The organism is Solirubrobacter pauli (genome assembly GCF_003633755.1).
GTDB classification, from domain to species: Bacteria; Actinomycetota; Thermoleophilia; order Solirubrobacterales; family Solirubrobacteraceae; genus Solirubrobacter; species Solirubrobacter pauli.
Map to the genome: position 1 here is coordinate 722,900 of NZ_RBIL01000001.1, position 20,550 is coordinate 743,449.

The window sequence follows — 20,550 nt, forward strand, 5'->3', positions numbered from 1 at the left end:
GGCCTGTCCGCCTTCGACGAGAGCGGCTGGGGCGAACGCGGCCACCGGTCAAGACCGCGATCGACACGCCGTTCGGCTGGCCCAGGCCGTTCACCGAGGCACTCGCCGCCCACGGCCGGCTCGAGCCGTGGCCCGAGCTCATCGACAACCGCCGCGAGCACTTCGAGCGGCGCACCACCGACTTCTTCGTGCGCGACCAAGGCTGCAAGCTCCCCCTCTCGGTCTCGACCGACCGGATCGCCTACTGCGCGATGCGCTGCGCCGTCATCCTCGGCGACCTCGCCCACGGCCTCCCACCTGCCGAGCTCGCCCGCGACGGCAGCGGCCGCGTCGCCGAGGCCTACCCCGACGCCGCCCTCCGGCGCTGGCTTCCCGACTTGTGGCCGGCGCCCCCAAGGACTCCTACAAGGGCAACAGTCAGACCGCACACGATCGTCGCGAGCACCTGCTCGCGGGACTGCTCACCGGGCTCGGGTCAGCGTTCGCCATCTCGCCCGACCAGCGACAGGCGTGCATCGACTCCGACGACTGCCTCGACGCACTGGTGTGCGCGTTGCTGGCCCGCGCCGTGCAGCAGCACGACACGCTCCAGCCCGAGCCGGGCGAGCAACACCACCTCGCCCAGACCGAGGGCTGGATTCACCTGCCGACCGGCGCGCACCTCGACCGGCTCGTGGCAGGCTGACGCGATGCTCGGCTGGCACCTCTCCGTCTACCGGCTCGGCGGCGTCGAGCGCGCACCGGCCGGCGACGTGCGGGCCGGTCGCCGGCTCACACGCGTCCTCAACGACGCCGCTGACGCGGAAGACGGGCGCACTCGCATCGCCGTCTGGCAGGTCGGCGCGCACGGGCTCGACTGGCTCGATGCGCTCGTGAAGCAGCGTGAGGCCGTCAGCCTCGGCGGGAACGGCTACCCGACCCGCTACGCCGGGCCAGCTCGTTCAGTGCTGCCCGTGCTGACCGACGACCCGCCCGCCGCCCGCCGTGCCTGGGCGTCAGATTCAGGCGACATCCTGCTGCCGCAATGGGACGGCAAGACGACGGTCGATCGCGAGGCCGCAGCCGCCTGCCATCCCGACGAGTGGCTGCTCGTCGAAGCGTGGGATGAGAGCTGAAGCCGCGCGGCCGCGTCGAACGGCGCGTGACGTGAGCAACCGGAGGGCCCGACAATGAGCTTTCGAACCCACGAGGATCGCGCAGACGACGGCGAGGCACTTCGCCGCCGCCAGGCAGCCGCCGTCCTGACGCTCGCCGGCCTGGCCGCCGGCGACGCCCGCGCCAACCACGGGCGTGCCGGGGAGCTTACCCAACTCGCGTTGGCCACCGCGGAGGCCGGCCTGCGCGGCTACATCCGCTTCCGCGGCGGCAAGCAGCCGAGCTGGCCGGAACAGGTCCTGCACGCCTACCTGCGCTGGGCGGCCGTCCAAGGCGTCCCGCTGCGCGCGGAGGTTCGAGACGCCACGGCGGTGCAGGCGTGGCTGTCGGCGCAGCCGATCATGCGCGAAGTGCGCCCGCAGGGCAACACGACCCGCGGCGCACTGAGCGCCGCACTTCACGGGCCGTCGGGGCCGCCGAACACGAGCAAGGGGGCCGCGTGCGTGCCTCGCGCGGCCGCGTGCGCCGCGCTGTCGCCCGTCCTCGGGTTCGACGGCCCTCGCGGACTGGCCAGCGTCGCGATCGACACGGCCGCGGTCACGCACGGACATCCGATCGCCCACGCCGCCACCGCGGGCTTCGTCGTCCTGCTGCACCACATCGGCCAAGGGCACGAACTCATTGGCGCCACGCAACGCACGATCGGACTGCTCACCGACTCGGACCCGATCACCGACGCTGGTGCGTGCGCGACCGTCGCCCAGCACCTCCAGGCGGCGCTCGACCGCAGCTTGGGCGGCGGTGCGTACACGCACGCGAAGCAGTTTGGCTGGGCCGGACACGTCGCTGAGGAGGCGCTCGCAATCGGCGTCTGGGCCGCCGCACACGACGATCTCGCTACCGCACTCGCCCGCGCTGGCGACCACGGCGGCGAGCGTCACGCTACCCAGGCGATCGCCGGCGCGATCTGGGGTGCGCTCGCCGCCCAGCGCTACTCGCAGCGAGGCGACCACGATCCGCTCGAGGCGGTCGCACAGCCGCTCGAAGAGATCCCGGACGCGCTGCTACCGCCCGCGGGCCAGAGCGCGGTGATCGAACGGGTCGCTGACGACCTCGTGCGGCTGTGCCGCCCCGGGTCGGTGATCACCGGGCTCGACGAACGCCGCTGGCCTGGATCGTGACACCGCAATGGCGATCCGGTCCTGAGCGCGAAACGTGCCGGCCACGGCATCGCGCTCGACGCTGAGCCGCGTCGCGGGCCACCGGGGGTCACCGGTCCCCGAGACCCGGCGAGGGTGGCCCGACCGAGGTCCTCGCCGCCGTCCTGGAACACCCGGCACGGACTCGCACGCCACATTCGTCGCAGGCTCATTGCTCATCGCCACCACCGCCGCCACATCTGACCGCTTCACGGACCTCGTGGCGCTTGAGTCTGCCGGAGCACGCGGCGCGCGCTCCCCGTACGATGCGCGACGGACAGCCCTATGGAGATCATCCCGGACAAACGGCCCATCGTCGGCCTCGTCGAGCAGGCGCATGTCGGCAAGATCTGCCTGCCGAACTTCCAACGCGACTTCGTGTGGACGCGCGAGGAGGTCGCCGATCTCGTTCGGTCGATCGCGCGCGGCTATTTCATCGGATCGCTTCTGCTGCTCCGGTGCGATCCGGCGAACCCGCCCTTCGCCCCGGTGGCAGTCCGCGGTGCAGAGCCGACCCACACCCCGCTGAGACCCGAGCATTTGATTCTCGACGGACAGCAGCGTCTCTCCTCGCTGCTGTACGCGCTGACGGCGCCTGACCGGTCACTCAAAGACTCCAGCAAGCGCCGTTGGTTCTTTCTGGATCTGGCGTTGCTCGCTGACGACCCCGACGACGACGAGATCGTGTTCAGCCGCACCAAACGCGATCTGCGGGACCTGGACAAGCGCGAGGTCCAGTTCGAGCAGCGTATTCTCCCGTGCACGGCGCTGTTGGACACCCACAGTTTCTACAGCTGGCGTGACGGCTTTGAGGACTGGCTGCGGGAACGTCACCCCGATCAACTCGAGGCATACCGTGCGGCCGGCGGGGCGCGGCAGACCTGGACCGACGCGGTCGGCCAGTTCCAGCGCTTTGAAGTGCCGCTCGTCGAGTTGCCCCGCGTCGATGAAGGCCAGCCGGACGCCATTGGCCGGGTCTGCGCAATCTTCGAGAAGCTGAACTCGACCGGGGTCGACCTGTCGGTCTACGACCTGCTGACCGCTCGGCTGTACCGCTCCGGGATCCGCCTTCATGATCTCTGGGATCAAGCCTGCCACGATCACCAGCACCTTCTCGCTTGGTCGGGCGGTAAGGCCGACCAGCACAAGTTCGGCGTGCTGGCCCTTCGCACCCTGGCGCTGCTGCGCGGACTGGATCCGAAGCCACGGATTCTGATCGACCTGGAGCCGGATCAGTTCGAGGCCGACTGGCGCCGGGCGGCGGCCGCAATGGATCGTGCGATCGAGCTCGTTACGCACGTCGGACAGGACGGCTTCGGCGTCTTCGACAAGAAGTGGCTGCCGGGGTTCGGCCTGCTGCCGGTGCTCGCCGCGCTGCGTGCGGAACTCGAGTCGCACGGGCTCGGCGCCGACGCTCGTCGCGATCTCCGCCAGTGGTACTGGTGCAATGTATTCACCGAACGCTACTCGAGCGCCGTGGAGACCAAGTCGCGGCGAGACTACGCCGAGATGACCGCCTACTGGTTCAAAGGTGGCCCCGAGCCATCAAGTCTGTCCGGCGCACGTCAGACGATCAGCGCACCGACGTTCCGCATCCGCAGCTCGGCCAGCTACGCGAGCGCGGTCTACAGCGGGGTCTTTTGTTTGCTCGCGATTCGGGGCGCGCGTGACTGGCAGGTCGATGAGCACATCGAACTCCAGAAGCTGCAGGACCATCATATCTTCCCGCAGGCTTACCTCAAACGCCACGGCCTCACCAAGAAGCCCGAGATCAACACGATCGTCAACCGGACACTCATCAGCGACAAGACCAACCAGAAGATCAAGGACAAAGCCCCCGCCGTCTACGTCGACAGCGCGCAGGTCTTCGCCGACGGCGATCCGTCGCAGCTGCTCGAGCTGCACTACTGCCCGCCGTCCGTCGCCGACCTGTTGCGCGCGGCCGCAGAGACGCCCACCAACGAGTCCGTGCCCGAGCTCTACGCCCGGTTCCTCGACGCGCGCGAGCAGCAGATTCTCGAGGAGATTCGTGCCGTCTGCGGCGCGCACGCCGCACAACCCGGTGACCGCGACGCGATCACGTCCGTGATCGACGACGAGGTCGCCGCGGACTTCGCAGCCGAGGATGCGGTCGACGACGAGCCGGACGCCCTCGCTGCGTGATTTCGTGTGGCTGCCCCGCGCTGCATCGGTCAGCGGAGCGACGCTGTTGCTCGGCTGCATCGCCCTCCGCCGCCCTACAGCGTCGGGACACCCGCATCGTCCCGTAACGTCGCAGTTCGGCGGCTGCCGAGCCGCGTGGCCAATCACAACCATCGAAGCCGCGATGGCCCCCGCCCAGCGAACACGGATGCGGCCGCGCAGCACGGGCTCACGCGTGGCAGCTACAACCACGGTCGCACGACGGCTGTGTTCTACACGCGCAGAGACATAGACGATGAAACGAAAGTACCGTCCGTCATTCGGTCGACGGGGACGTTGAAGTGCTTGCAGACCTTCTCGATCGTGGTGGCGTCGCTGAGCTTGCAGGCGCTGTTCTGGTTCCCGAACAGCCCTGACTCGCTGTAGGCCTGCGAGATCGGGACCGTCGAGTACCAATTGACGCGCACCACCGTCTCGCCCTTGTCGTGATCACCGGGGTGATGATGCATCGCTGGAGCGTTGAGGTCGGCGTCCAGCAGCGGGGTGAGGACGCCATCGGGTCCAGGAACCTGCACGTCCTCGACGAGACGAGCGGGTTGGGTTACGACCCCGACACCGATGTACCCCTGCCCTGGCGCGCGCACGAACACGCGGTGTCCCGGCTCCAGGTTGTGAAGCGTCTTCGTATACCAACGTCCCCACCCGGCTGAGACGAAGCCGAGACGCCGTGCGTCCTCCCAGTCACGGTGCTCGTCGGACGCGAAGGAGACGTAGTAGTCGGTTCCGTTCCATGGCCCGTAGTTCCGTTTCCGCGCGCTGGACTTGGATGTCGTCGCGTCGATGTCCTCGGGGTCGCGCAGCCACGTCCGTGCCAGCAGCCCGTCGTCACCGTCGTCGAAGTAGCGGAAGAACACCGCGTTGATCGGCACGTTGAAGCCCGCGAGGTAGTTGACGATCCGCTCGGTCTCGGCGTCCATGCTCGCCGCGACGATCAGCAGCTTGTGCTCGCCAACTTCCTCGGGGAGATCCGTTCCGAAATAGTCGGTGAAGTCGATGTCGAGATTCCGGCCCGGATGCTGAGACTCGTACATCTCGAGCAGGTCGTCTCGGGTCAGCGTCTGCACGTAGGAGCCGTAATCAAGAGCTTGAACGACGACCTCACGTTCCGTCTGACCTCGCTTGAGCTCGATGACCGTGAGCGAGCCGTCGCCGGCGACGGCAAGGAGGTCGAGCCGCTTGCCGTTCGGCGTGATGAACTGACGTCCCAACACGAGCAAGCCGCTGTCAAGAATCGAGATGTCTGCGGCGAGGACGTCCTCTAACAAACGTTCGCTCGGCATCCTCCCCTGGACCACTTCGGTCGCTTGGCCGCCCTTCAGTCTCCACAACCCGACTTCAACGCTCATGGCGCCACCGTAAAGCGTTCATGGGCGCGCCGCGCCATGCGCCGTGGGTCACAGCGGCACGTCATGTGCCGGCGGTGCGTCGTTGGCTGCGCGCCTGTGATGTCCGGCAAACCCCGCCGACTGGTGCCGCGCACTGCCGCCGGATCGTGCACGATGCGAACTCGCATGAGCTTCAACGACGCCCTAGCCGACGCATGTTGCGCGTGGCAGGACAACCGCGATGCCGGCTCGACGCCGATCCGGGCGGCCGCACACCGCGCCCTGGGCGTGCCTCACTACTTCACCGCCGACTGGCTGCACGTAGTAGAGAATCAAGCCGCGTCTGACGCAAGAACAATGAAACGAGCCCGGGTGCTCATGCAGGCACTTGCGGACTCGCAACCGACCGACGCCGCGGGATGGTAATAGCGAGCCGGCGTCCCCGGCGCGTTCGTGGGCCGAGGGCTGAAGCCGAAGCCGGAGGACGAGCAGATCTTAAAGTCCGTGCGCGGCGGGTCGCTCTCGATGCCCCTGTGGGGCGTGTCGCTGTCGGAAGACTTTGCGCGTGCGCACGGCGAGCAGTGGTTGTTCGTCACACAAGGCGCCTTCCACGGCGTTCCGGCCTGGCAGCACTCGGGCATCAAGCAGGGCGAGCGCGAACTGATCGTCGGCGGTGTTTACGAGGTGCTCGATGCGGCGCGCATCACAACTGTGCCGTCCGTGGTGCGGCTTCGTGAAATCGGGAGCCTGTGGCCGCCGGCCCAGCACACGCCCGGCACCTGGTCGGTCGAGGAACGATGGGACTGCGGCGCGCTGAATCGTCCACCCGTAACGTACACGAATGACGACGGAGCGGACGCGGGCGCGGCGGCAGCGAATTAGCTCTCCCTCCTCGCCCGTGCCTTTGATGCTCCATACCGTACATCGGAGGTCCAAGCGTTCACGTGGGCTCGGGCCTCGCGGCGACGAGCGGGCACCGGCGGTGTCGCCTGCCGGACGACTCGGGTGGTGGTCAGGGACGCTCGGCGATCCACTGCTCGAGCCGTGACCGGTCCAGCCGCTCGAGCGCCGGGTAAAGGTCCGAGGAGACCGTGACGAAGCGGCGCAGTTCCTCCCGATGGTCGCTGTCGCTATAGACCCGGGTGGGATGTCCGACGCCGTGCAGCTCACCGTCAACGGTCGTCTCGTCCAGGATCTTCAGGAGCTCGCCGAGAGTCGGTAGCTCAGCGAGCTCTGCGATCGGCGATCTGAACGGGATCTCGTCGTCGTTGGTGACCACGATGCGGAAGCGACCGTCGGTCGTCGGCACCGCGTACACCGATGAGATCCCTCCCCCGCCCGGACGACCGGCGTCGGTCTCCACGTCGGCGAGCTCATACGCAGGCACGTCGATGTCGCCGTGGGGGTCGGGCTCGACGCCGGCCGGCAACGCGACCCAGCCCGGGAGTTGCTGGTCGTTCCCGGCCAACGCCCACCCCGGCACTGTGCTCGTAGGCGAGCTCGATTGCCGGCGCCACGCAAGCAGTTCGTCGGAGGGGGGCCAGGTAGCGTCGGTCGGTGCAGACATCGCCGCATCCTGCCAGCCCTTGATCATCGGCGGCGCCAGTGAAGCGCCACCGGGACGGCCCGTCCGAGGTGTGGCCGCGGCTGGTGTCGCACGTCGCCGCGACACCCGTCAGGATTTCCTCCCGTCAAGCGACCTTGGATGCGATGACGCGAATCTACATCCCGTCTCACGGCGCGCAGGACTGGCGCTGGCTGTTGGCCAAACCCCGCCTGCACTGGCGCCACGGCGCGTCCGCGAAAGCGCTCGCCGACAGCTGGGAAGCCGGCGACCCGTGGCCGGCCGAGATCCGGTCCGCGCTGGCGGCCAGCGGCTTCGGCGAACTCGAGTTGTTGTTCGCCGCCCCGGAGCACGAGACGCCGCTGCCCGGGGGTTCACGCGCATCACAGACCGACCTGCTGGTGCTCGCCCGACGCCCGGCAGGCGACCAGATCGTGTTCGCGGTCGAGGGCAAGGTCAACGAGCCGTTCGGCGACCACGCTGTCGATCAGTGGCGGGTCCAGAGCGACAGCCAGGGCCGCAAGGACCGGCTGGCGTTCCTGCTTGACCGGCTGGGTCTTGCCGACGACGCTTCGGTGGCGAGCCTGCGCTACCAGCTGCTGCACCGCACGGTCGCCGCGCTGCTCGAAGCCGAGCGCTTCGGGGCGCCTGAGGCCGTGATGCTCGTGCACTCGTTCAGTGCAACCGCCGAATGGCGTGACGACTACGTGAGCTTCGCGCGCGCCCTCGGCGCCGACCCCGACGAGCAGCCGATCGTGCCCGCGCAGGTGCCGGGCGACGTGACCCTGCATCTCGGCTGGGTCACCGGGCCCGTTGAGCCTGACGTCCCAGGTCAGCGGCTCGGCGCGCGCTTTGACCGGGCCGTGCGGCTCGCCCGCGAGCTCCACGCGGCGCAACAGCGAAAGGGCACGCAGATCCCGTACCTCGCGCACCTGCTGGGCGTCGCATCGCTGGTGCTCGAGGACGGCGGATCAGAGGACGAGGCGATCGCGGGGCTGCTGCACGACGCCGTCGAGGACCAGGGGGGCGCCCGGACGCTGCGCGAGATCGAGCAGCTCTTCGGACGCGAAGTCGCCCACATCGTCGCCGCCTGCTCGGACACCGACGTGGTCCCCAAGCCGCCGTGGCGTGAGCGCAAGGAGGCCTACATCGCTCACCTGGCCACCGCACATCCGTCCGTGCTGCGCGTCTCGCTGGCCGACAAGCTCCATAACGCGCGAGCGATCCAGTACGACCTGCAATCCGGCGCGGACGTGTGGCGCCGCTTCAACGCCGGTCGCGACGAAGTGCTCTGGTACTACGGCGCCCTGGCCGACGCTTTCCTGCAGCGCGGTGCCGGCCCAATGGCCGTCGAGCTGCAACGGACCGCGGCCGCCATCGCGGCGAATGCGCCCGATCGTTCTGCTCCGGGGGGCGGTCGCGAGACGGTCGTCAGCTCGCCGAAGGTCGCGGTCACCGTCGAGCCCGTGCCCGAGGAGCCCGCCGAAGGTGTGCCCGCGGCACTGGTCATCCCCGAGCCCGATAACGCCGTCGCCGACCAGCTCGCGCGCGTCGTACGTGCGCTCGTGGCCCGCGAGCCTGACCAGGCCCTGGCCGAGATCTCCAGCCTGGCGGGCGTCACCGCCCGCACGCATCCGATCGAGCGGATGCCGACGTTGCCCCGGGGGCAGTGGCCCAAGTCGACGCACGGGCAGACCCGCAATCCCGCGATCGGAGTGATCGCCCGGGTGTACGTCCGCGACGGATTCACGTGCGGCTGGTGCGGGCGCCAAACGATTCCGACCCAGGTGCTGCGGCTTCTATCGCACGCGTTTCCGGAGCAATTCCCGTACCACAACGCGTGGAAGATGGACATCGCTCCGCGGGCGTACTGGGACATCTCGACCAGCCTGGATCACGTGCGTGCCGTCTCGATGGGTGGCGACTACCAGGCCCCCACGAACCTGGTGACCGCGTGCGCGCGCTGCCAGTACCAAAAGAGCAACCTCCCAGTCGAGGCGCTGGGTTGGACGTTGCGCAGCGACGGCGACCGGTGGTCCGGGCTCGTCGACCAGTACGCCGCGCTGTGGGAACAACTCGGCAAGCCAGACACAGCCGAGCACAGCAAGTGGGTTCGTGCCTTCGCGGCGGCACTGAATGCCGAGCCCCTTCCTGTACCCGAGTGCTGAGCGGGCCCCGGCGCACGCTCGCGGGTGAGGTCACCGTTGTAGGACCAGCGTGTCGGGTCATTTTGTCCACCTCCAGCTGAGGTGCCTCGAAACGTCGCGAGCGGGCGTGGCTGAGGACGGGTACGCATCCGGGTTGAGCCTGAAGCTGCGGGTCTTCTCACGGATCTACCGGCGTGGCGACCGGCGCATGCCCCTGACGAAACCGCCGTCGCGCTGTCTTCGTCGGACTTCTCACGCGCGGCCGTGCGCTTCAATTGCAACCGGCACCGGCAGCCAGGTGGGCGCCCCTCGAAGGGGAAGGACAAATGAGCGCGATTACCACGCAGGCCCCCGGGGACTGCACACCCCGCGACTGGGACAGGAGCTCACCTGGCGGGAGCTCGAGATGAGCTCCGCGGATGACGGGCCGATCGCCCCCGAACTGAACCCCGCACTCGTGGAACGCATCGCGCACAGGGTCCTCCTGCGGCTGGTCAGCGACAGCCGCGGCGACGACTTTCAGTTGCTCACCGTCGCCCAAGTCGCGCGTCGCTTGCAGGTGCATTCGAGCTGGGTCTATGCCAATGCTCGACAGTTAGGCGCGTTGCGCCTTGGGACTGGCCCCAAGGCGCCCCTGCGCTTCGATCCGCGCCGCGTCGCGTTGGCGGTCGGGGACCCGTCCCTTCCGGCGGCCGGGCCGTCAAGCGCGCGCAGGCGCCCGGAGCCGCCAGCCCTCCGGCGGTTGCCGTCGCTGCCCACACCCGCACGCGGGCACCAGTCGGCGGCGTCCACCGGACCGTCAACCGGCGCCGCTGAGACCCGATGTGGACGTCGGCCCACAGGTCAGGTCAGGAAGACGTGGCGCAAACGTGACGAGCAATGGCGCTTCGCGCTGCGGATCTGGTGGCAGGGCGAACGCGTATGGGTGCCCCTCGGACTTGAAGCCGACGGCTGGAACGACTACCGCGCGAAGCTCGAGCTGGAGAACGTGACGCGCGAGATCGCCGCCGGTGTCTGGCGCCCGCCGACGCCGCAGCCGCTCGACCCGGGCGACCGCAATCCGATCTTCCGCGAGTTCGCCACCTTCTGGCTCGACGAGAAGCAGCCGGACCTCGAGCGCAGCACGTACGACGACTACCGGAACCTGCTGACCAACCACGTGCTGCCGGCGTTTCACGACAAGCGCCTGTCGGAGATCAACTACGAGGCGATCAACGCGTACCGGACGGCGCGGCTGCGCGAGGGCGCCAGGCGCAAGCGGGCGAGCGAGGCGGGTGTGCCGCTTCACGGTCGCCCCGGGCGACCGCTGCGGCCGTTCGGCGCGCGGCAGGTCAACGCCAGCGTCCGGCTACTCGCCCAGATCCTGGATCGCGCCGTGCGCTCGGAGAGGTTCGACCTGGAGCACCACCGCGCGCGGGAGCGCGAGCTGAAGGTCAAGCGCGAGAAGCCGGTCTACAGACGCTTCCTCGAAGTCGACGAACTGCTCGACGTGCTCGACGCGGCCCTGGAGATCGACCAGCGCTCGAGCCCCGAGACGCTGGAACTGGGGAAGACGGTGCGCCACCTGCGCGAGATCGAACGGCTGCCGTGGACGCGCATCGCGGCCACGATCGGCCGAGCGGAATCGACCACGATCTGGCTCTCCCGACAGACCGCGGGCGGTCGGCGCGCGCGCCGGGCGATGATCGCGACACTGGGCTTGTCCGGCCTCCGCGCCCACGAGGTCGCGGATCTGCGCCGTCGCCACCTGGACTTCACCCACGGGCGCATCGTCATCGCCGACGGTAAGACGTACGGCAGCGTCCGCGAGGTCCACATGTCGCCGTTCCTGCGCGAGGAGCTGCTGGTCTACGTCGCGGAAGTCGGGCAGACCGGCGCTGACGAGCTCGTGTTCCCGACCCGGCGGGGCACGCCGCACTCGCGCCAGAACCTCAACCGCCGCGTCCTGGCGCCGGCCGTCGCACGCGCCACGCAAGCCCGAGCGACGCGCGGCGACGCGGTGCTACCGCCCGCGATCACACCGCACACGCTGCGCCGCACGTTCGTCACGCTCTCGGCGCAGGCCGGGCGCAGCCCCTCGTGGATCCAGGCGCAGATCGGCCACGCCGACATGACCACGATGCAGCGCTACTACATGCAGGCCTCGCACTCAGAGACGCAGCCCCGAATGAAGCGCCTCGTCGAGTACGTGCTCGATGAAGCCGGCATGACGAACCAAGCCCACGCACCGACCGGCGAGGCTCGGCAAACGCTCTTGCTCCCCGACGATCCCGCCGCCCCGGGTATCTGAAGGCGACGCTTGATCCTTGTTTTCGGCAAGCGGTGCAGCTTCGAGCTTCGAGCTCGCATGGCGGCGCGTCGGCCTTGCTCGTACGCGTCCTGTGTCTGCGCGTCCGGCTCCTCGCTCGAGAGTGGTCGTTCCGTCGAACATCGATGAGCGGCTCCGAAGGCACCGCGATGCGGATACAGGTAGGTGATGGTCATTCCGTGCGCGCTCTGCGCCGGTCGGCAAACCACGACCGGTCACCGATGGGGGTTGGAGCTCGAGGATTCGAACGGAGCGCGGCTGGCTCGTGCCCCTCGCGACCGCTGTGCTGCTGCTCGCGGGACGCGCTGTCGGTCCAGCCGCGGCGGGCCAGACGCGGGGCCCGATCGCCATCCCGAACGGCGTGAACGCCGATCACGCTGAGTCGCGGGCGGACCTTGTGCACGCAGGCCGGTGCCTTGTCAGCTCGGCACCGTGGCACCGGTCCAACCTGACCACCGAGCCCACCGCCGCTGACGCACTCGCCTCGACCGCCGGGCCCCCTGGCGCGGCAGCCGGATCTGAGCGGTGCGCAGCGCCCAGACTAACCCGCGTGCGCACCGGCGTCGCCGCCGCGGAGCGCACGCCGGAAGATGGGTTGCGGCCGCCGACCAGCTTCAGCGGACGATCGTCGGATAGTCCAGGGGTGGACGGTTGACCGTGAACGCCGTACCGTGCCGGACGCTGCAGGATGTTGACGGCCGACCACGATTACACGCTGCTGTTCCGGTGCCCGATGTGCGCGACGGCCAACCGGATGCCCGCTGAGGTTCGGGCCGCTCTGCGCTGCGGCGCCTGCCGTTTGGACATCGACACGTGGCTTAAGGACGCGTTCGTCGATTTGAGCGCCTTCTGGCGAGCCGCGATCGCCACGCTGGCGACGATCTACCGTCCTGAGCTGTACCCGCTGCTCGAGCAGGCCCTCACGGAGCGACATCGTCCGTGCCGCGAGGCCGCGTGGCGCGCGCTCACCGAGCCGATCGCCATCGAGCGCGAACGTGGCCAGGTCGCGCACGCGCCGTGCTTGCTGGACCGGCTGACGGCCGATCAGCGAGCGAGCCTGCGGGTGCGCGTGCCGCGGGCCGCAGCCGTAGTCGGGCCGACGACGCGCCCGTCGTCACCGGCGCTCCCGCGCCAGGACGCGGCACCCGGCCGACGCGCACGACCCCCGGCGGCCAAGCCCTACACACGGCCGCGGCCGGAACCGGAGCGGGCGGTCGCTGATCGGGCCTTCGATAGCAGTAGCGCCTTCGATGGGCTCTCGCTACGGGAGCTCGCCACCGCCGCCCGTGAGTTGGCCGCGCAGCTCGAGAACGCGCCGCCGCGGTAAGCACTGCCCGCACCGGTCACGCGGCTCGCGAGCGCCGGAAACCGACGTTCCCGCTCTAGTCGCCACCCATGATCGCCCGGCGCGCCGCGAGGCGACGCTCGCGGATGATCTCGCTGGGTGCGCGGTCGGTGAGCAGCGCCACCGTGGGCTCGGTGAGCGCGTACTGCTCTGTGAGCGCGTGCGTGACGGTCTCGTCCGTGCCGGCGCGCAGCACCTGCGTGACCGCCTCAGCCCGGTCGAAGGCGGCAGCGGCGCCGAGCTGATCGAGGAACGCCCGGACCGAGGAGAAGCGGTCGGCCGGGCGCTTGGACAGCGCGCGCGCGATCGCGCGCTGCGTGGCCGGTGCGGCGGCGGACGGCAACGGCTCGGGGACGCCTTCGAGATGGCGGCGGGGCCACGCGTCGGACAGCGTGTCGAACGGTCCCCGGCCCGTCAGGATGAACTGGGCGACGCAGGCCAACGCGTACTGATCGCTGGCCGGGGTCGCCGGCTCCCCCCGCCAGAGCTCGGGAGCCATGTAGGCCGGTGAGCCGACGATCGCGCCCGCGCGGGTCAAGTGGCCGGTGTCGTGGACCGCGCTCGCGATCCCGAAGTCCGTGAGCAGCGCGTGCTGGTCGCGAGCACCGGGTGCCCACAGCAGCACGTTGTGCGGCTTGACGTCACGATGTACGAGCCCTGCGTCGTGCACCGCCTGGAGCGCGGAACCCAGCTGCCCCAGCACCGTCGTCGCGTCGCTCGGCTTCAGCGGACCGTTCACCCTGACCTGCGTCTGAAGATTAGGGCCGTCCACGAACCGCGTCGCGATGTAGACGCGGCCCGAGGCCGCATCGACCCCGGCCGTGTACACGGGAACGATGCCGACGTGCTCCACGCGCGCGGCCAACGTGATCTCGCGCTGAAATCGCGTCGCGGCGGACGCGTCCCCGACGAGGTGCTCAGCCAGCACCTTCAGCGCCACGCGACGCTCGAGGGCGCGGTCGCGGGCTTCGTAGACCTCACCCATGCCGCCTCGGCCGTGCAGGCGGAGCAGTTCGTAACCCGCGATGCGACGGCTCGCCGACGGCGCCGGTTCAGCCATCCTCAGCGAGCGCGTCCAGGTCGCGGCTGACGCGGCGCAGGCAGTCCTCGAACCGGTCGCGGATGCGCGCGCTCGTGCGGTCAAACCCGAACACGCGCGCCGCCTGCGGGATCAGGTGCTCCAGCTCGGCGCCCGGGCTCGCCTTGCGCATGCGCACGACGGCCGACGTTAGCTCCAGACAGGCGATCTGCTCGATGTCACGTCGGGTGCGCGGGTCGTCGGGGTCCGGGGTCCGGATCGGCGGCATCGCTTGTCCGCGCCGCCACAGGAAGTCGCCGCGGCGCTCCACCACGGCCTGGCGGGCGGCCTTTTCGACCGCACGGTTGACTGCCGTCTGCACGGTCTTGGTGACGCGGTCGACCCCGAAGGCGTCGGCCAACCGGCGCGCCAACTGTTCGACGTGGATCGGCGCCTCCACGTTGGCCACCTCGATCACCATCTCGACCTGCCGCCGTTGGTGGTGCGCGTCGGCGAAGTCGTAGAAGCGGGACGTGACCGGTGCAAGTTCCGCGCACTCGTACACGTGCACCCACGGCAGCGCTGACGGGTCATCCCGGACGTCCACGAGCGGACGGTCGCGGCGCACCCGCTCACCCTCGTCCGACGGCGCCGACGGGACCTCAGGCGCAGACGGCACAACCGCCGGTGTGGCGTCCCCGGGCGCGTCTTCGAGCGGCTCGGCGTCGCGGGCGGCCGTCAGCGCCGCCTCCAACCGCTGCACCTGCTCGCGGCGGTTCTTGACCCAGTCGATGCTCCACAGCGAGTACAGTCGCCAGCCGAGGTGCTCGAACACGCTGTTGCGGAGCCGGTCGCGGTCACGCGCGGTCGGAACCCGCGCGTAGTTGGGGCCGTCGGTGACGATGCCGAGCATAAACCGCGACGGCTCGGCCGGGTGCCGAACGCCGATGTCGATGCGTGACGGGCCGCGCCCGACGTTGAACGCCACCTCGTAGCCCAGCTTGTGGATCACCTCGGCCACTTCGGCTTCGAACTGCGACGGGGCGTCGGTACGGACGTCGGTCGCCGGGTCGGCCTCGCGCTCGGCCGCTCCCTCCCGGGCGTACTCGAGGTAGCGCTTGAGCAGGCGCGGCCCTGGTTTTGCGCTTTCGCTAAGGGTGAAGTCCGACGGCAGGACCGAGGAGATGACCTCGACGTATTCGCGCGCGCGGGTCACGGCGACGTTAAGCCGGCGGTGCCCGCCGTCGGACCCGAGCGGGCCGAAGTTCATCGGGAACGCGCCCTGTTCGTCGTAGCCGTAGCCGATGGAGAACAGGATCACGTCGCGCTCGTCGCCCTGCACGGCCTCGATGTGCTTGACGAACACCGAGTCCAGGCGGCCCTGGTTGAAGTGCGGCTCCAGGTGCGGGTGCTCGATCCGCTGGCGGTCGAGTTCCTCCTCGACCGCCTCCGCCTGGGCTGCGTTGAACGTGATCACGCCGAGCGACCGGTTGCTGCCGTCACCGAGGTGCGCGACCACGCGCTCGGCGACCACACGCGCTTCGCGGCGATTGGTCGTTGAACGTCCGCGATCGTAGATCCCGTCGGGCACGTGCACGAACCCGATGCCGGTCCGCGTGCCGTCCTCGGCGGCGCCCGGGAACGTCCACAGCGTGTCGTCGTAGACGTGGCGGTTGGAGAACGCGATCAGCCGTTCGTTGCGTGAGCGGTAGTGCCACCGCAGCGGATGCTCGGCGAGCAGCACGTTGCACGCGTCGAGCACTGATTCCTGGTTTTCCTCGATGCGATCGGCCTCTTCGTCGAAGCCGTCGTCGCTCTCCGCGCGTTGGAAGAACGAGGTCGGCGGCAGCTGCTTGGAGTCGCCGGCCACGATCAGCTGCGCTCCCCGGTAGATGCAGTTGATCGCGTCCCACGGCGGGACCTGCGAGGCCTCGTCGAAGACGACGAGATCAAAGCGATGGTCGGGGCTCAGGAAGTGGCTCACCGTCAGCGGGCTCATCATCAGGCACGGCTTGAGCTCGGACAGCAGGGTCGGCATCTGGGCCAGCAGCTTGCGCACCGGACGGAACCGGCGGCGCTTGCCGGCTTCGGTCTTCAGGATGGTGACTTCCGAGCCGACTCCGTCCACCAGCGCCGGGCGATGCCGGTTGCGCGCGGCGATCAGCCGGTCTGCCCCCGTGGCCACGAGCCGGCGATCAAGCGCACGGAACTCGTCGATCCAGCGGGCGTAGGTGGCGCCGTCGTCAGCGAACAGCTCCGGATTGTCCTTCTCGAGCCGCTCCAGCCGCCGCGTCCACCACGCCCGCTCGAACGCGGCGACGATGGCGTTCGCGGCGACGTCTTCCTCGAGCAGGTGCTCGACGAACGCGCCCCAGCCCAGTCGGGCGGCGGTGCCGCGATGGCGGCGCAGCTCGATGTAGTCGTTGAGGTCGTCAACGTGAGCCGCGAGCTCGGCCCACACGGCACGCACGGTCGCGAACGCGGTCGACTCGCCGAGCGAGAGAAGTTCATCGCGGCGCTCGGGCTCGAACGCGTCCACCACGGCGCTCAAGCGCGCGTCGAACCCGGCGAGGGCCTGACGCAGCTCGTCGGCGTCGCGCCACTGACGGGGCGACGCGAGCAGGCGGTCGGCCACGCCGTCGGGCACGAACCGGTCGGGGTGCTGGTCGAGGGCGAGCTGCTCGCCGACAAAGCGGCGCTGCAGCGCGCGTAGGTAGCTGGACGCTTGCAGCAGCTCGTCCCAGGGGGTGTCGGCGCCGGCGTAGCGGGCGCCGAGCGTGTGCGCCCACCCTGCCTCGTGCGCGGCCAGGTCGCTGCGCGTTGCCCGCACGGCGTCCGCCGCATGGGCCCGGGCCGTCAACCCGTCCAGTGTGGCGGGGTAGCGTCCCTGCTTGGTCAGCGCCTGAGTGACGGCGACCAGCGGGTGCACGGCGCTGAGCGCTTCCAGCGCGCGCGTGCGCAGCGCCGGCGCGTCCAGGTCGCGCCATGCCGGCGCCTTGGCCGCGAGCGTTTCGACGTCGCGCAAGCGCTCGTCCACCGCTGCCAGCGCGCCGCGCAGCTGTTCGGCCGCGCGCGTCAGCTGGGGATCAGGGACCGTGCCCACCGTCAATTGCGCGCGCAGCGCCGCCGCGTCCGCGTCGCGATCGGCGAGGCGAAGCGCCTGCTCGGCCACGTCGAGCGCGCGAGCGACCGCGTCCGTGTCGGTGTCGCGGCCCAGGTAGAAGCTCGCAAACGCCACGCGCTGTCGCTCGCTGCCGTCGTCGATGGTTCGTCCCAGTGCCTGCAAGTCCGCGAACCGGTCGAGCTCGCCCAGGATCTCGTCCTCCGCGAGCGCGCCCGCCCGCCGAACATGGTTGATGGCCCGGAGGTCCGCGTGGTAGGCGCGATGCCGGGCCAAGAACGTGGGCGTGTAGCGCTGCTGGAATCGCTCGGCGAGCTCGCCGTGCGGCAGCGTGAACGCCGCCGGCCGGTAGCGCGTCGACAGGTCGGTGTTCTGCGCGTCCGCCTCCGCCTGCAGCGCCTGGAAGCGGCTGAGCTCCGCGAGGTCGGCGACGAGGTCGTCCCCCAGCTTGCCGTCGGGCCGCACCTCTTTGATCGTCCGCGCGTCGGCGCGGTACTGCTTGCCGAGCTTCGCGAACGTCCCGGTGTGCTGCGTGGAGAAGCGCTCGTGCAGGCCCGGGCCGTCGAGCGCCAGGGCGGCGGGCGTGAAGCGCGCAAGCAGCGCGGTGCGCGCCTGCTCCGCGCTCAGTCTGGTGACTTCGTGCTGCTGGAAGGCCGCGAGGTCGCCGGCCGGATCCTCGGGCGTTTCGCCGTCGATCCGTGCCGCGGCGAGAGTCTCCAGATCCCGCAGGTAGGCGTGCTCGCGCTCGAGGAACTCAGCGTCCCAGTCGGTGCGGAACCGTGTCCTCAGCGCACGCAAATCAAGGTCGAACGCGTCGCGCTCGTACGCGTCCTGCAGGGCGGCGCGCAGAGCTTGATAGTCGCGGAGCGGCGCTTGGAACTGCTCCAGGGCCGCGCGCGCACGGATGAGCGCGGGACCGACCAGCCACTCCGGGTCAGGGCGATCGGTCGCCACGAACGCCAGCGTGGCCAGCTCGACCAACCGCGATAGCTCAGACAGCCGCCGGGGTCGCTCGACGTGCCCCAGACGCCCGCTGACCTCGCTGGCGAGCTGGTCGATCTCATCAAAGTGAGCCGGCAACTCGGCTTCCGCTCGCTGCAAGCGATGCAGGTCCTGGATCAGGGTCTGCGACCAGGCGGGCGTTCGTCCGATCGCGACCTCGAGCCCGTCGACCGCCGCGGTGAGCTGCGTGCCCGCGTGCTCGGGCACGTCTCCGACGCGCAGCGTCGCCGCCGCTTCGCTGAACCGGCGTTCGGCCTCAGCCACCGCTGCATGGGCGCCGCGCGCCCGCTCGACCGCCGCCTGGATGGCGTCGGCAGTGCCCGGGCGAAGCCAGTCCGCCTCAAGCTGCGGTGCGGCGGCAAGCTCGTCGGACAGCTCCAGCACGGCGCGCGCGGCCGTCGTACGGGGATCGTGGGTGACGCCCAAGCGCGCGGCGATTGCGGTGTAGCGCTGCTGAAGGTGCTCCGTCGCCCGCCCCAGTCCGTCGAGCGCGGCCAGCACGGCGCCGCGCTCGTCATCGCGCAGGCTTGGACGTGCGAAGCCGCGCCACGGGAAGCCAGAGTGGGCGACCCGCCAGCGTTCCGCGAGCCGCTCGAACGTCTCCAGCAGACCTTGGAACTCTTGTCCGACCGCCTCGCCCACGGCATCCGACGCGGCGGGCGCGCCCGGCGCCACCGGCGCCGCGTGCAGCGCCGCCAGCCGGCCGTAGACCTCACGCAGCGGGCGGCCGCCGAGCAGCGGCTGGTCCACGTGCAGCTCGCTGGCCGACTCGTTGAGCAGTCGGCGGAGCATGGCCAACCGCTCGTGCTCGTCGCGATCCATGCCGCGCCGCGGCTCGAGCTCGCTCGTCAGGCTGGCGTGCAGCGCGTGCACCACCTCACGTCGGGCGGCGCGCTCGCCGTGCAGCATCAGCACGTACTCGGACAGGTCTTGCTCGGCCAGGCGGTCGTAGACTACGTCCAGCGCCGCCGCCTTCTCCGAGACGAACAGGACCTTTTTCCCGCGCCCGATCGCGTCGGCGATCAGGTTGGCGATCGTCTGGCTTTTGCCGGTGCCCGGCGGGCCGTGCATCACGAACGACTGCCCGCGGGCCGCCGCCTCCAGGCAGTGGCGCTGGGAGGCGTCGGCGTCGCGGATGCTGAACGAGCGCTCCGGAGCCTGTACCTCATCGAGCATCGCCGCCTCCGGCAGCGGCATCGCCTTATCCGGCAGCGGCTCCGACAGCGCCAGCGCGCGCACGATCGGGTGCGCGCTCGCGACCGTCTCGTTGTCGAGCAGGTCGCGGTACATCACGTACTTTTGAAACGAGAACAGCCCGAGCGCCGCGTCCTCACGCACCGACCAGCCGTGCGGCGCGACGATCCGGCGGATCTCGTCGAGCTCAACCTGGATCGGCTTGTCCTCCCACGCCCAGTCATCGTCGAGCTCGAGGCCCGCGTCCACGCGCAGCTTCTCCGTCAAGGACGGGTTGATCACGATGTCCTCGTCGTCGACGAAGTACATCTCGTACGGCTGAGTGGCGTTCGCGCGCGCGAGCCGGACCGGGACCAGCACCAGTGGCGAAGAGATCGCCTGACCGCGCTGGGGATCGACCCAGTCCAAGAAGCCGACGGCCAGATACAACACGCGCAACGCCTTATCTTCGAACTCGGCGTTGGACTTCTTCGCGAGATTGTCGAGGTTCTTGACGATGCGCTTGGCGCTCGGCTCGGTGACCACCAGCTCGTCCGCCGCCGGCGTCCGGTGGCGCGTGGCCGCGGCGACCACCGTGTCGCGCAGGAACTCACCGGTGTCGGACTCGTCGTCGGCCTGCTCGTCTTCCTCCGGCGGCAGGAAGAAGCGCCACGGCCGGGCCCGCTCGGGGTCGGCCATGATCGTCGCGATGTCGGGCGTGGCGATCGCCAGGCTCGAGGCCTTCTGGTGCGTGTACCGGATCAGCCGGTTGCGGTAGGTGAGGTCGATCAGCCGGCCCCGCCAGTCGTGCAGCCGCGCGGCGACGCGGTCCTCGGGGCCCATCGAGGCGAGTCCTGCGCGTGCCGTGTCAGTCATCGTGTGCGGTGCTCACCGGTGTAGCCGTCCGAGGGGCGGCGTGCCGACAACTCACCGGCCAGGCGCCACGGGCCAGCGTACGGACGTTCCAGCGCACGTTCAACACGAACCGGACGCGGCGGTCAGCGTACCTTCGGAGACCCCAGGCCGAGCCTGACCCGACCAGCACAAGGCT

At 70.0% G+C, this 20,550-nt stretch carries 13 protein-coding genes and 1 pseudogene; 10 read left to right on the plus strand and 4 right to left on the minus strand.

The annotated features are described in order from the left end of the window. Positions 1-26: 26 nt before the first annotated feature. The 5 genes and pseudogenes from C8N24_RS35530 to C8N24_RS03390 form a co-directional block, all read left to right on the plus strand. Positions 27-338: pseudogene (locus tag C8N24_RS35530) on the plus strand (DUF429 domain-containing protein); the annotation flags it as partial. 26 nt (positions 339-364) lie between these two features. Continuing rightward, positions 365-685, plus strand: coding sequence for a DUF429 domain-containing protein (locus C8N24_RS35535; RefSeq protein WP_484385954.1), 321 nt, complete (start codon positions 365-367; stop codon positions 683-685). Between the two features lie 4 nt (positions 686-689). After that, complete coding sequence (locus C8N24_RS34930) at positions 690-1,115, plus strand: hypothetical protein (protein ID WP_245971745.1); 426 nt, start codon at positions 690-692, stop codon at positions 1,113-1,115. 54 nt (positions 1,116-1,169) lie between these two features. Then, positions 1,170-2,276: an ADP-ribosylglycohydrolase family protein gene (locus tag C8N24_RS03385; RefSeq protein ID WP_121248002.1), complete on the plus strand. Its 1,107-nt coding sequence runs from the start codon at positions 1,170-1,172 to the stop codon at positions 2,274-2,276. Between the two features lie 303 nt (positions 2,277-2,579). After that, the gene (locus C8N24_RS03390; RefSeq protein WP_121248004.1) at positions 2,580-4,457 is read left to right on the plus strand and encodes a DUF262 domain-containing protein; all 1,878 of its coding nucleotides are present in this window, start codon (positions 2,580-2,582) and stop codon (positions 4,455-4,457) included. A gap of 251 nt (positions 4,458-4,708) precedes the next feature. On the opposite strand, the gene C8N24_RS03395 is transcribed toward C8N24_RS03390, so the two are convergent. Continuing rightward, positions 4,709-5,842 carry a PDDEXK family nuclease gene (locus C8N24_RS03395; protein WP_121248006.1) on the minus strand — a complete coding sequence of 378 codons (1,134 nt, stop codon included), beginning with the start codon at positions 5,840-5,842 and terminating at the stop codon, positions 4,709-4,711. Positions 5,843-6,007: 165 nt separating this feature from the next. Between C8N24_RS03395 and C8N24_RS33260 the strand changes: the two genes are divergently transcribed. Then, positions 6,008-6,247 carry a hypothetical protein gene (locus C8N24_RS33260; protein ID WP_147447606.1) on the plus strand — a complete coding sequence of 80 codons (240 nt, stop codon included), beginning with the start codon at positions 6,008-6,010 and terminating at the stop codon, positions 6,245-6,247. A 27-nt stretch (positions 6,248-6,274) separates the two neighbouring features. Further along, the gene (locus C8N24_RS03400; RefSeq protein WP_121248008.1) at positions 6,275-6,703 is read left to right on the plus strand and encodes a hypothetical protein; all 429 of its coding nucleotides are present in this window, start codon (positions 6,275-6,277) and stop codon (positions 6,701-6,703) included. 130 nt (positions 6,704-6,833) lie between these two features. Here the strand turns inward: C8N24_RS03400 and C8N24_RS03405 are convergent, their stop codons facing one another. Next, on the minus strand, positions 6,834-7,415 hold the full coding sequence (locus C8N24_RS03405) for a hypothetical protein (protein ID WP_147447607.1): 582 nt from the start codon (positions 7,413-7,415) through the stop codon (positions 6,834-6,836). 116 nt (positions 7,416-7,531) lie between these two features. Between C8N24_RS03405 and C8N24_RS03410 the strand changes: the two genes are divergently transcribed. The 3 genes from C8N24_RS03410 to C8N24_RS03425 all read left to right on the plus strand — a co-directional run bounded on the left by C8N24_RS03410 (position 7,532) and on the right by C8N24_RS03425 (position 13,167). After that, the gene (locus C8N24_RS03410; protein WP_211339823.1) at positions 7,532-9,553 is read left to right on the plus strand and encodes an HD domain-containing protein; all 2,022 of its coding nucleotides are present in this window, start codon (positions 7,532-7,534) and stop codon (positions 9,551-9,553) included. Between the two features lie 385 nt (positions 9,554-9,938). Next, the gene (locus tag C8N24_RS03420) at positions 9,939-11,822 is read left to right on the plus strand and encodes a tyrosine-type recombinase/integrase (protein ID WP_147447608.1); all 1,884 of its coding nucleotides are present in this window, start codon (positions 9,939-9,941) and stop codon (positions 11,820-11,822) included. 706 nt (positions 11,823-12,528) lie between these two features. Further along, complete coding sequence (locus tag C8N24_RS03425; protein ID WP_121248015.1) at positions 12,529-13,167, plus strand: hypothetical protein; 639 nt, start codon at positions 12,529-12,531, stop codon at positions 13,165-13,167. Positions 13,168-13,222: 55 nt separating this feature from the next. On the opposite strand, the gene C8N24_RS03430 is transcribed toward C8N24_RS03425, so the two are convergent. Both C8N24_RS03430 and C8N24_RS03435 read right to left on the minus strand, forming a co-directional pair. Then, positions 13,223-14,245: a serine/threonine-protein kinase gene (locus C8N24_RS03430; RefSeq protein ID WP_121248017.1), complete on the minus strand. Its 1,023-nt coding sequence runs from the start codon at positions 14,243-14,245 to the stop codon at positions 13,223-13,225. Continuing rightward, positions 14,238-20,375 (minus strand): DUF3320 domain-containing protein, encoded by a 6,138-nt coding sequence (locus tag C8N24_RS03435; protein ID WP_121248020.1) that lies wholly within the window; start codon positions 20,373-20,375, stop codon positions 14,238-14,240. Before C8N24_RS03435 ends, C8N24_RS03430 begins: the two co-directional genes overlap by 8 nt. Positions 20,376-20,550: the final 175 nt, after the last annotated feature.